The organism is Escherichia whittamii, from assembly GCF_014836715.1.
Classification (GTDB): Bacteria; Pseudomonadota; Gammaproteobacteria; order Enterobacterales; family Enterobacteriaceae; genus Escherichia; species Escherichia whittamii.
In genome coordinates this window covers 118,131-130,432 of sequence record NZ_JACSQI010000014.1, presented here as the reverse complement: position 1 = coordinate 130,432, position 12,302 = coordinate 118,131, and the positions used below count along the sequence as shown (strand labels likewise).

Below are 12,302 nucleotides of genomic sequence, written 5' to 3'. Positions count from 1 at the left end.
GGTTCAGACTTCAGGATATGGTTGAGGGTTACCTGGTGATGAAGTCTCTTGATCAGGAGATCTGATCAAGAGACAGCCGGGAGGAGAGGGTTAGTAACGCTTAGTATTGCGTAGGGGCAGGAACTGCCGAAGATGGATTCACCTGGGTCGGTGAAGTGGATGGTACGGTAGTTGTTGCGCCACCACTGGCCTGGACAGGCACGGCGGTTTGTTGAACCGGCACTAATGTCAGGTCGGCTTTGGTTCCCCCCTGATTGACAACCGGCTGGACGGTATCGGTAATAAACACCAATTTGTCGTTCACAGTAATCGCCGCACTTAACAGAATACGCGCGTTCGGCTGAACGTCTGCCGGGTTAAATGGCAGAACAAAGCTGAATGGCGACTGTTTACCTTCGGTACGCACCGCTTTTTGCGCCAGTACTTTAGACGGCGCATCGGCTAACGACGCGTCAGAAAGTGTCACGGTCAGCACAGCATCGGGAGGCAGTGCGACTTTCTGACGGATCCAGACCGTACCGGAGACATTAGGTTGCTGTATAGCCGGTTGTTGTGTCGCCGCAATAGAGGTATTTGCAGCAGGTGCAGGCGTCTGGATATCCGCGCTTTTATCAGCGCAAGCCGCCAACGCAATCGCAACCGCTAAACCACTGGCCATGTGCACGAGTTTCATTCACTTCTCCTTATTATCAATGCACCAGCGGGCTAACTTTCCTCGCCGGAAGAGTGGTTAACAAAATCGTAACGTGAATAAGTGTGGCACAAATCACGTATTTACGCCTGTATTTAGTCCGTAATTCAGACCATTGCACCCATCGGACCAGTGACAAAATTGCGTTATACTCAACTCACTTTGGCTTGCTGCGGCAGCTTTGTTACTGGAGAGTTAATATGAGTCAGGCCTTAAAAAATTTACTGACATTGTTGAATCTGGAAAAAATTGAGGAAGGACTCTTTCGCGGCCAGAGTGAAGATTTAGGTTTACGCCAGGTGTTTGGCGGCCAGGTCGTGGGTCAGGCCCTGTATGCTGCAAAAGAGACTGTACCCGAAGAGCGTCTGGTGCATTCATTCCACAGCTACTTTCTTCGCCCTGGTGATAGCAAGAAGCCGATTATTTATGATGTCGAAACACTGCGCGACGGCAACAGTTTCAGTGCTCGCCGTGTAGCCGCGATTCAGAATGGCAAACCCATTTTTTATATGACAGCGTCTTTCCAGGCGCCAGAAGTTGGATTCGAACACCAAAAAGAGATGCCTCCGGCCCCAGCGCCTGATGGTTTGCCTTCGGAAACGCAGATCGCCCAGTCGCTGGCGCACCTGCTGCCACCAGTGCTGAAAGATAAATTCATCTGCGATCGTCCGCTGGAAGTCCGCCCGGTGGAGTTTCATAACCCACTGAAAGGTCACGTCGCCGCGCCGCATCGTCAGGTGTGGATCCGCGCACATGGTAACGTGCCGGATGATCTGCGTGTTCATCAATATCTGCTGGGGTACGCTTCTGATCTTAACTTCCTTCCGGTCGCCTTACAGCCGCACGGCATCGGTTTTCTCGAACCAGGAATTCAGATAGCCACCATCGACCATTCGATGTGGTTTCATAGACCATTTAATTTAAACGAATGGCTACTGTATAGCGTGGAGAGCACATCAGCGTCCAGCGCCCGAGGATTTGTGCGCGGTGAGTTTTATACCCAGGACGGTGTGCTGGTTGCCTCGACCGTTCAGGAAGGGGTAATGCGTAATCATAATTAAAAAAAACAGCCGGAGGTGAAAACCGTCCGGCTGCCAGATAGTTGATAACGTGCTCTTTATTGATGCCGGATGCGGCGTAAACGCCTTATCCGGCCGACCAATTCTTGTAAATTCAATAAATTGTGATTTTTATTGTAGGCCTGATAAGCACAGCGCATCAGGCGAATTTGCGTTTGATTGCTGGTTACGCGTTATAGGCATTCTCGCCATGGCTGTTGACGTCCAGCCCTTCGCGCTCCTGCTCTTCTGGCACACGCAAACCAACGGTCAGATCCGCCAGTTTGTAGCCGATAAATGCCACCACACCAGACCAGACGATAGTAATGGCGATGCTTTCCAGCTGTACCAGCAGCTGATGGCCCATCGTCACACCTTCGGCAAAGCCCACACCACCCAGCGAGCTGGCGGCAAAAATTCCGGTCATGATACAGCCAACAATACCGCAAACGCCGTGTACCCCAAAGACATCGCAAGGATCATCGACCCGCAACAGACGTTTGAGCATAGTAACGCCCCACAAGCCCGCCAGACCGGCGACTACGCCGATAATCAACGCGCCGCCAACGCCAATGTAGCCGCAGGCAGGCGTCACGCCGACCAGACCCGCAATCGCACCAGAACACGCTCCCAGCAAAGAAGGCTTGCCGCGCAGTGCCCATTCACCGAAGATCCAGCCAAGTATTGCCGCCGCCGTTGCCACCACGGTATTCACAAATGCCAGCGCCGCTATTTCATTCGCCGTACCTGCTGAACCGGCGTTAAAGCCAAACCAGCCGATATAGAGAATGGCAGTCCCGGTAAAGACCATCGGCAGATTGTGCGGTTTAAACGCCTCTTTGCCGAAGCCCACGCGTTTGCCAACCAGATACGCGCCAACCAGCCCCGCGATTGCGGCGTTAATGTGCACCACCGTGCCACCGGCAAAATCCAGCGCACCGTGAGAAGCCAGCAAGCCGCCGCCCCACACCATATGTGCAATTGGAATGTAGGAGAGCGTCAGCCACACCACCACGAAGATCAGCACAGCTGAGAAGCGGATCCGTTCCGCCAGCGCCCCGACGATCAAGCCTACGGTAATACAGGCAAACGATCCCTGAAACGCCACGTGGATGTACTGATAAATGCTGCCCGTTACTGCGGTCAGTTCGATATTTTTCAGCATCAACCAGTTAATATTGCCGAAAAAGTTGTTGCCTTCGCCAAACGCCAGCGAGTAGCCGTAAACAACCCAGAGAATACAGACCAGCGCAAAGGTTACGGTCACCTGCGTCAGCATCGACAGCACGTTTTTGCCGCGAATCAACCCGCCGTAAAACAGAGCAATCCCCGGAATGGTCATAAACAGCACCAGTGCAGTACAAATCATCATAAACGCATTGTCGGCTTTATCGGCCACCGCAGGTGCAGCCATTACCAGTCCCGGCAGCATCGCCAGTGAAGCAAGCCCAGTTTTTATCGTCGCTATCTTCATTTTTCGTTCCTGTTGCTGTGTGCCAGAGATTACAGCGCCGCTTCGTCGGCTTCGCCGGTACGAATACGAATGACGCGTTGCAATTCAGCGACGAAGATTTTGCCATCGCCAATTTTTCCGGTGTAAGCCGCCTTACTGACGATATCGATCACTTCATCAAGTTGATCATCAGCAATCGCTACATCAATTTTTACTTTTGGCAGGAAATTGACGCTGTATTCCGCGCCACGGTACAGCTCGGCATGGCCCTTCTGACGCCCGAAACCTTTCACTTCGGTGACGGTCAGGCCCTGAATACCAATGGAAGATAGCGCTTCACGAACGTCTTCCAGCTTGAATGGTTTAATTATCACGGTCACCAGCTTCATAGATCCCCTCCGGTCAGAATTCGGTAATGGTTCTGCTACACAAAGAAGGTATTGCAAGCGGTGTGCCAGAAATGAAAAACGAGAAAGAGAGCAGGAAGTTAAGAAGATTGAAAATGAAAACGCACTATGACAGTGCACAGTGCGTTACATTTTTGCACCAATGATGAAATATTGCGCTAATCAGGCGCTCAGGGATTCATCTTCACGCACGCTGGCTGCCAGTTCTTCGCCCGCAAGTTGCAGTTGATACATCTGCCAGTAGCGCCCCTGGGTGGCCAGCAGTTGCTGGTGAGTACCCTGTTCCACTGCCTGACCACGATGAAGCACCAGAATGGTGTCAGCATCAACAATGGTCGATAAGCGGTGAGCAATCACCACAAGCGTTGTTTGTTCACGCACCGCCGCAAGGGCGCGTTGAATCGCCTGTTCAGTACCGGAATCAATACTGGCGGTTGCTTCATCAAGGATCAGTATTTGTGGTGTTTCCACCAGCACGCGTGCCAGCGCCAACAGTTGCTTTTGCCCGACCGAGAGATTATTCCCCTGCTCGCCAAGCGGCGTGTAAATACCGTTGCTCATGCTACGCGCGAGTTCTGCCAGTTGTACCGTTTCCAGGGCCTGCCAGACGCGCTCTTCGGAGATATCACGCCCCAGCGTCACATTGGCAAGGAAAGTATCTGCCAGCACTACCGGATCTTGCTGCACCATCGCCACGCCCTGACGCAACGCGCTATGACTGAGCGAACTTAACGGGCGTCCATCGAGACGAATCTCGCCTTCTGTCAGTGGGTAATAGCCCATCAGTAAACTTGCGAGGGTACTTTTGCCGCTACCGGTATGCCCCACCAATGCCACAAAGCTGCGTGAAGGAACGGCAAGATTAATATTTTTCAGCACCAGATTGTCATCGCGATAAGCAAATGACACGTTATCGACTTCAATGGTGCCGCTCTGTAACGAGCGATCATCATTGCCATAATGCTGGCGCGGTCCGTCCATCAGTTCAAACACTCGCTCGCCAGCAACAACAGCCTGTTGCAACATCGACTGCTGCGTGGTCAGTTCGATTAAGGGTTCGTTAAGTCGCCCCAAATAACTGATAAACGCATACAGCACGCCCACTTCAATGGTGCCGCTGGCGGAGAAGCCAAACAGCATCAACAAGCCACAAAGAATGAGAGATGAAAACAGACTAAGCAGTGGTCGGAGTAAAAAGCCGTCCAGCCGTAGCGTTTGCATTCGCGCCATATAGTGAGAACGACTGGCTTCGCCCATACGTTCGCCAAATCGCGCCTGCTGGCGGAACTGCTGGATGACGCTCATGCCGTTAATAACTTCGTTAAAGCCGTCGTTGATATCCGCCAGATAGGCGCGTACACGGCGGACAATCGGCGTACTGTAACGCTGGTATATCACCATCACCACCAGCACAACCGGGAATATCATTATCGCTACCAGCGCCATTCGCCAGTCGAGGCTGAACATCGCTACCAGCATCGCCCCTACCAGTGCGGCACTACGCAAAACGGTCGCGACCACGGTAACGTAGAGATCGCGGATCACTTCAGTATCATTGGTAACGCGGGAAATGACCTGCCCGACGGGCTGAGTATCAAACTCACTCAACGGCTGGCGCAGTGCGGCATCCATCACATCGGTACGTAACTGTTGTACAACGCCTACTGCCGCCCGGTTAAACAACAGCGACTGCGCGTAATGCAGCCCGGCGGCGAACAGTTGCAGCCCGACATATGCCGCCGCCAGCCCGACAACCATTTTCAGCGGCAGATTATTTTTCGCCACCATATTGTCGATAAAATAACTGACGAGCAGCGGGCAGCTCACTTCTGCCGCCGCTGCCGCCCACATCATCAACACTGCGATTCCCAGCGGTTTACGCCACGGAGAACCGTAAGCTAACAGGCGCTTCAGAGTCGGCCAGAGTTGGCTAAAACTACGCATCAACAGCCTCCTCGTGATTTTCCGGGGCATCGTTGAGCGCCGCTTCCAGTTGTTGATAACGATACATATCCCGGTACCAGCCGCTTTGCTGCGCCAGCATGTCATGATCGCCACGCTGGGCAATATGCCCATGCTGCATCACAATAATTTCACTCGCTTCGGTCAGGGCAGAAAGGCGATGGGCGCTGATAATCACCGTTCTCCCCTGCCCCCACTGGCGCAGGTTATGTAGAACCTGATGTTCTGTGCGGCCATCTACCGCCGATAAAGCATCGTCAAGAATGAGGATTTCCGCATTCACCAGTAATGCCCTGGCAATGGAAATTCGCTGCTTTTGTCCACCGGAAAGCATCACGCCGCGCTCGCCCACTTCCGTGTCGTAACCTTGCGGCAGACGCAAAATATCGTCATGTACGCTGGCTAACCGCGCTACGTGTTCAATCTCTTGCTGGGTGGCATTCGGGCAACCCAGTGCAATGTTATTAGCAACCGTGTCGGAAAAGAGGAACGGCGTCTGGCTGACTACCGCCAGACGGCTTCGCCAACTATCGAGTTGCAACTGCGTCAAAGGAATATCATGAAAACAGATATCGCCCTCGGTGACATCAAAATGACGTTGAATTAATGACAGCACAGTACTTTTGCCGGAACCGGTCGGCCCGCAAATTCCCAGCATCTGACCAGGTTTCAGCGCAAAACTGACGTTCTCGAGCGCAGGATGATGAGTTTGAGGATACGTAAACTGGCGGATATTCACATCCAGCTCACCACGACCTTCTGGCACCTTATCTTTACCATCAATAACGACTGGCGCTTCAGCCAGCATGGTACGAATTCGGCTATACGCCGCGCTGCCGCGCTCTACAATGTTAAACATCCACGCCAGCGCTAACATCGGCCAAATCATCAGACCAAGGTACATCATAAAACTGGTGAGTTGGCCCAACGTTAAACTTCCCTGCACCACCATCCAGCTCCCCCCGCCGATCGCCAGTAAATTCGCCATGCCGATGGCGATATAAATGGTCGGGTCAAAACGGGCATCAATACGTGCCACACGCATGTTTTTCTTGCCGGTATCTTCGGCATCTGCGGCAAATAGCGCCGACTGGCGATCTTCCAGACCAAAGGCTTTGATCATGCGGATACTGGTAAGGCTCTCCTGGGTACGGTCGTTGAGACTGGAAAACGCCGCCTGCGCCAGCTTGAAGCGCTCATGCAACGCGTCGCCATTACGTTTAATCATGATTGCCATTACTGGCATCGGCAACAGCGCTATTAACGTTAACTGCCAGCTAATCTGCGTTGACATCATGATCAGCACCGCGCAGCCCATCACCAGTGAATCCACCAGCGTCAGCACCCCTTCCCCAGCGGCAAACACGACCCGATCTACGTCATTTGTCGCACGAGCCATGAGATCGCCCGTGCGATGACGCAGGTAAAATTCTGGATGCTGGCGGCTTAACTGGCGGTAATAATCTTCGCGCAGTTCAACAGCCAGTTGATAAGACGCACCAAACAGCAGCACGCGCCAGACGTAGCGCAGGAGATAAACCACGACTGCAATCAGCACCATAGTGGCGATCCACATCAGGATCTGCCCGGTAGTAAAGTGTTGTTCCGTCACGCCATCGACAACAATACCGACCACTTTCGGCGGAACCAGTTGCAGCATCGCGATAATGACCAGCAAGGCGACAGCCCCGAGATAGCGGCGCCATTCCCGGCGGAAATACCAGCTTAGTTGAGCAAATAATCGCACGCGTTATGTCCTGACCTGATCCTGGATAATTATTCGATAGGTAACGAGGTGGTGTACTTAATCTGTTCCATCGCGAAGCTGGAAGTGACGTCCGAAAGCCCCGGCACACTGTTAACCAGACGCTTATAAAACTCATCGTAGCGCTTCATATCAGCAACCTGGACCCGCATCAGATAATCGTATTCACCGGCCATGCGCCAGAAACCGAGAACTTCCGGCATTTCCGTGACGACCGTAACAAAGCGGCAATACCATTCACTGCTGTGATGTTGCGTTTTAATCAGCACAAAAGCAGTCAGACCCAGGCCAATTTTTTCCGGATCCAGTAACGCGACTTTGCCGATAAGAATACCGTCATCTTCCAGCCGTTTCAGACGCTTCCAGCAAGGCGTGGTTGTCAGATTAACGGCTTCTGCCAGTGCCTGCAAAGAGAGGGTGCAATCCTGCTGTAGTAAGGCCAGCAGCTTACGGTCAATTTTATCTAACATAGCCAATCCACAGAGAATTATTTTCTCTTTTTATTCTATTTTAAAGGCCAAATAGCGACAATTTATTCCGTGCGATTTCACAGAGAATGCACAAAATGACAAATTCGAGGCAAAAAAAACCGGGCAGTTGCCCGGTGCTGGAAGGGATCTCGTTATTCGGGGGAATAAGGTAGATGTGGATTGTCCAGCCAGTGTGTCAAATAGTGAGAGACAGCCTGATTACGGCAGTGTCCAATCACCGGTAAATGAGGGAGTTCCGCGCGCAATTGCGGCATCGCATTACCCATAATGAAGCCCTTACCGACGCTGCCTAACATTTCGCGATCATTCATCGCATCACCAAAGGCCATACAGTCACGCAGCGAAAAACCTAAATGTTGGGTCAGCACCGTCAACGCAGCGCCTTTATTGCACCCCACCGGCAGCACTTCCAGGCAATCAGTCGCGGAAAAACACAAATGTACACGCTCACCTAAAGCTTCGTGTAACTGGATCTGCAAGCGCGCAAGATCGTCATGATCGCCACAGAAACAGATCTTGGTGACGCTGTCGAGTGGCATTTTTTTGACATCGATTATCTGATAACGAAAACCGCTATAGACAAATGCCTGCAACAACGTCGGGATCTCTTTTCCGGTAAACCAACCATCGTCATTAAAAATATGCATGCTGGCTCGGGTATCCCATTGCTGGTGCAGTACCAACTCCGCCACATCCGCAGGTAAATCATCACGATGTAAAAGTTCGCCTTCCAGAGAGTGCACACGCGTACCGTTGCCGGTAATTAAATACGCATCCAGCGATAGCGCCCCGAGAATACGCTGCATCTCCAGGGCATGACGCCCCGTAGCAAATGTAAGGGTAATATCGCGTTCACGCAGGCGCGCCAGAGTAGAGAGCGTTTTCTCACCTAAATGATGGTCAGGCATCAATAAAGTGCCATCCATATCAAATGCTGCCAGACGAGCCATTTCTTTCTCCACTCTGTGACACGGTTAATGGTGATTGAGTATCACTTGATATATACGGAAGTAATAGTGAATAGATAAAAAATATTGTTCCGGGTTTATATGCGACTGCTTAATCGTCTTAACCAGTATCAACGTTTGTGGCAACCTTCCGCCGGAGCACCACAATCCGTTACCGTCAGCGAACTGGCCGAACGCTGCTTTTGTAGCGAACGCCATGTACGCACATTGTTACGTCAGGCGCAGGAGGCGGGATGGCTGGAGTGGCAGGCGCAATCCGGACGCGGAAAACGCGGGCAACTGCGCTTTCTGGTGACGCCGGAATCCCTGCGCAATACGATGATGGAACAGGCGCTGGAAAGTGGAAAACAACAGGATGTGCTGGAACTCGCGCAGCTAGCGCCTGGCGAATTGCGTACCATGTTACAACCGTTTATGGGCGGGCAATGGCAAAACGATACCCCGACATTGCGTATTCCTTATTATCGCCCGCTCGAACCACTGCAACCGGGTTTTTTAGCCGGTCGTGCCGAACAGCATCTCGCCGGGCAAATTTTTTCCGGTCTGACCCGTTTCGACAATAACTCCCAGCGCCCAATTGGCGATTTAGCACATCACTGGGAAACGTCTGCTGACGGGTTACGCTGGGATTTTTATCTTCGCTCAACGCTACACTGGCATAACGGCGATGCAGTAAAAGCAACACACTTACACCAGCGGTTGTTGATGCTGTTACAACTACCAGCACTGGCTCAATTATTTATTAGTGTGAAGCGTATTGAAGTCACCCATCCACAGTGTCTGACCTTCTTTTTACATCGCCCCGATTACTGGCTTGCGCACAGACTGGCGAGCTATTGCAGTCATCTGGCACATCCGCAATTCCCACTAATCGGCACAGGTCCTTTTCGCTTAACACAATTCACAGCGGAACTGGTGCGCCTGGAAAGCCATGATTATTACCATTTACGTCATCCTCTGCTTAAAGCGGTTGAGTACTGGATAACTCCGCCGCTTTTTGAAAAAGATTTGGGTACCAGTTGTCGGCATCCTGTCCAAATCACCATCGGCAAACCAGAGGAATTGCCACGGGTCAGTCAGGTCAGTAGCGGCATCAGTTTAGGTTTTTGCTATTTAACATTGCGCAAAAGCCCCCGACTGACTCTCTGGCAGGCGCGAAAAGTGATCACCATTATTCATCAATCCGGCTTACTACAAATGTTAGAAGTCGGAGAAAACCTGATCACCGCCAGTCATGCATTGCTGCCAGGCTGGACCATCCCACAATGGGAAGTACCGGAGGAAGTCAAACTACCTGAAACGCTGACGCTGGTTTATCACCTACCAGTGGAACTTCATGCCATGGCTGAACAGCTACGAACGATGCTGGCAGCAGAAAGTTGCGAGCTAAAGATTATTTTTCATAACGCGAAAAACTGGGACGGTGCCACGCCACTGGAGCAAGCAGACCTCATGATGGGCGACAGGTTAATTGGCGAAGCGCCGGAATACACCCTTGAACAGTGGCTGCGCTGCGATCCGCTGTGGCCACATGTTTTTACTGCCAGAACATACGCACATCTGCAATCGACGCTGGATACCGTGCAAGTAATGCCTGATGAGGAAAACCGATTTAATGCCCTGAAAACGGTGTTTAGCCAGTTAATGGCAGACGCAACGCTGACGCCGCTGTTCAACTATCACTATCGCATTAGCGCTCCGCCAGGCGTGAACGGTGTGCGACTGACGCCGCGCGGCTGGTTTGAATTTACTGAGGCCTGGCTACCCGCGCCGTCGCAATGAAGAGCTGGTCCGGGTTAACCGCAGGGGTTACCATAACGTTTTATCGATTTAGCAGGATGATTTATGAAACGTGCTGTCGTTGTATTCAGTGGGGGCCAGGACTCTACAACCTGCCTGGTGCAGGCATTGCAACAATATGATGAAGTCCATTGCGTGACGTTCGATTACGGTCAGCGCCATCGCGCAGAGATCGACGTCGCGCGCGATCTGGCGCTGAAACTGGGCGCGCGCGCGCATAAGGTGCTGGATGTCACCCTGCTTAACGAGCTGGCAGTCAGCAGTCTGACGCGAGACAGCATTCCAGTGCCAGATTATGAACCTGAAGCTGATGGCATCCCAAATACGTTTGTCCCTGGGCGTAATATTTTGTTCCTGACGCTCGCGGCGATTTACGCATATCAGGTGAAAGCCGAAGCAGTGATTACCGGCGTCTGCGAAACGGACTTCTCCGGTTACCCGGATTGCCGCGATGAATTTGTGAAAGCACTAAACCATGCCGTCAGTTTGGGCATGGCGAAAGATATTCGTTTTGAAACGCCGCTGATGTGGATCGATAAAGCGGAAACCTGGGCGCTGGCCGATTATTACGGCAAGCTGGATTTAGTCCGTAACGAAACGCTGACCTGCTATAACGGCATTAAAGGTGACGGTTGCGGTCAATGTGCGGCGTGTAATTTACGCGCCAACGGTTTGAATCATTATCTGGCCGATAAACCAGCGGTGATGGCGGCGATGAAGCAGAAGACCGGGTTGAAATAATTATTCGGGGTGTTGCCGGATGCGGCATGAGCATCCGGCATAACAAAACTTTTACTTAACCATCTGCTCCAGCTTTTCGCGCAGCTCCCCTTCCAGCGCTAAAGCCTTCTGCGTTTTGAGATCAATACAAACAAACGTAATGAGCGCATCTGCAACTACCTGCCCTTCCGGCTCAAGAGTGATGACCTGACTTAAAATGCCGCTCTTTCCATTTAATTGCTGCAACTGACTGGTGATAGTTAACAGGTCGCTTAATACTGCCGGACGGCGATAGTTAATATTGATATTCACCACCACGAAAGCGATGTTATGGGCGGTCATCCACTGAAAACTGTCGCTGTTTTCCAGCCCATCCCAGCGGGCTTCTTCGAGAAACTCAAGGTAGCGGGCGTTGTTAACGTGCTGGTAAACATCGAGATGATATCCACGAACTTTAATTTGTGTTTGCATAGCGCAATAACCTTACGTTGTTGTTATAAGTACAGAGGCCATAACTGGTATGACCTCTTCAGTCTGGCAAAAAATTGCCACTATGCAAATTAGTTACAGGGTTATTACCGCCAGATTACGTTCCACCAGCGAATTGCCCATCCCCGGCACCTGTTTTAAATCCTCCACTGTTTTAAACGGGCCGTACTCTTCCCGATAACTGACAATCGCCTGCGCTTTCTTCAGGCCAACGCCATTCATCGCGCGGGCTAACTCTTCCGCGCTGGCATTATTGATGCTGACTCTGGTGCCTTCTTCGTCGCTGGCTTTCGCCGGTAGTGCCGCTTTGCTTTGTGCTGCAGGTGCTTCCGCTTTGGTTTCTACCGCCGCCGGTTTCGCTGCAGGAGACGCCGCCAGTGCGCTATGAGACATTCCGGCACAGGTCAGGGACAGGGTAATGAGCAGTGCTTTGATTCCGTGTTTCATACTGTTTTCTCCTTGTTTGTTAACAGTGGAATCACCTTAACGGCTGTGAAA

At 51.9% G+C, this 12,302-nt stretch carries 12 protein-coding genes; 3 read left to right on the top strand and 9 right to left on the bottom strand.

All coding sequences use genetic code 11. The annotated features are described in order from the left end of the window. Positions 1 to 100 precede the first annotated feature (100 nt). Positions 101 to 673 (bottom strand): YbaY family lipoprotein, encoded by a 573-nt coding sequence (locus H9644_RS18625; RefSeq protein ID WP_064527169.1) that lies wholly within the window; start codon positions 671 to 673, stop codon positions 101 to 103. Between the two features lie 218 nt (positions 674 to 891). On the opposite strand from H9644_RS18625, the gene tesB reads away from it, so the two are divergent. Beyond that, positions 892 to 1,752, top strand: a complete 861-nt coding sequence (tesB, locus tag H9644_RS18620; protein WP_064527167.1) for an acyl-CoA thioesterase II — start codon at positions 892 to 894, stop codon at positions 1,750 to 1,752. Between the two features lie 184 nt (positions 1,753 to 1,936). Here the strand turns inward: tesB and amtB are convergent, their stop codons facing one another. From amtB to cof, 6 genes are all read right to left on the bottom strand, one after another. After that, a complete protein-coding gene (gene amtB, locus H9644_RS18615) occupies positions 1,937 to 3,223 on the bottom strand; it encodes an ammonium transporter AmtB (RefSeq protein ID WP_191775884.1) in 1,287 nt (428 codons plus the stop codon). 29 nt (positions 3,224 to 3,252) lie between these two features. Continuing rightward, positions 3,253 to 3,591: a P-II family nitrogen regulator gene (gene glnK, locus H9644_RS18610; protein ID WP_000780338.1), complete on the bottom strand. Its 339-nt coding sequence runs from the start codon at positions 3,589 to 3,591 to the stop codon at positions 3,253 to 3,255. A gap of 180 nt (positions 3,592 to 3,771) precedes the next feature. Continuing rightward, the gene (locus H9644_RS18605) at positions 3,772 to 5,553 is read right to left on the bottom strand and encodes a SmdB family multidrug efflux ABC transporter permease/ATP-binding protein (protein WP_191775880.1); all 1,782 of its coding nucleotides are present in this window, start codon (positions 5,551 to 5,553) and stop codon (positions 3,772 to 3,774) included. Continuing rightward, positions 5,546 to 7,318, bottom strand: a complete 1,773-nt coding sequence (locus H9644_RS18600) for a SmdA family multidrug ABC transporter permease/ATP-binding protein (RefSeq protein WP_191775877.1) — start codon at positions 7,316 to 7,318, stop codon at positions 5,546 to 5,548. Before H9644_RS18600 ends, H9644_RS18605 begins: the two co-directional genes overlap by 8 nt. A 29-nt stretch (positions 7,319 to 7,347) precedes the next feature. Further along, positions 7,348 to 7,806 carry a DNA-binding transcriptional regulator DecR gene (gene decR, locus H9644_RS18595; RefSeq protein WP_000884589.1) on the bottom strand — a complete coding sequence of 153 codons (459 nt, stop codon included), beginning with the start codon at positions 7,804 to 7,806 and terminating at the stop codon, positions 7,348 to 7,350. A gap of 152 nt (positions 7,807 to 7,958) precedes the next feature. Next, positions 7,959 to 8,777: an HMP-PP phosphatase gene (cof, locus tag H9644_RS18590; protein WP_191775874.1), complete on the bottom strand. Its 819-nt coding sequence runs from the start codon at positions 8,775 to 8,777 to the stop codon at positions 7,959 to 7,961. A gap of 99 nt (positions 8,778 to 8,876) precedes the next feature. On the opposite strand from cof, the gene H9644_RS18585 reads away from it, so the two are divergent. Both H9644_RS18585 and queC read left to right on the top strand, forming a co-directional pair. Beyond that, positions 8,877 to 10,577: an SgrR family transcriptional regulator gene (locus tag H9644_RS18585; RefSeq protein WP_191775871.1), complete on the top strand. Its 1,701-nt coding sequence runs from the start codon at positions 8,877 to 8,879 to the stop codon at positions 10,575 to 10,577. 63 nt (positions 10,578 to 10,640) lie between these two features. Next, positions 10,641 to 11,336, top strand: coding sequence for a 7-cyano-7-deazaguanine synthase QueC (queC, locus tag H9644_RS18580; RefSeq protein WP_191775868.1), 696 nt, complete (start codon positions 10,641 to 10,643; stop codon positions 11,334 to 11,336). 51 nt (positions 11,337 to 11,387) lie between these two features. On the opposite strand, the gene fadM is transcribed toward queC, so the two are convergent. Beyond that, the gene (fadM, locus tag H9644_RS18575; RefSeq protein ID WP_001194534.1) at positions 11,388 to 11,786 is read right to left on the bottom strand and encodes a long-chain acyl-CoA thioesterase FadM; all 399 of its coding nucleotides are present in this window, start codon (positions 11,784 to 11,786) and stop codon (positions 11,388 to 11,390) included. Positions 11,787 to 11,879: 93 nt separating this feature from the next. Beyond that, a complete protein-coding gene (locus H9644_RS18570; RefSeq protein WP_191775865.1) occupies positions 11,880 to 12,251 on the bottom strand; it encodes a helix-hairpin-helix domain-containing protein in 372 nt (123 codons plus the stop codon). Positions 12,252 to 12,302: the final 51 nt, after the last annotated feature.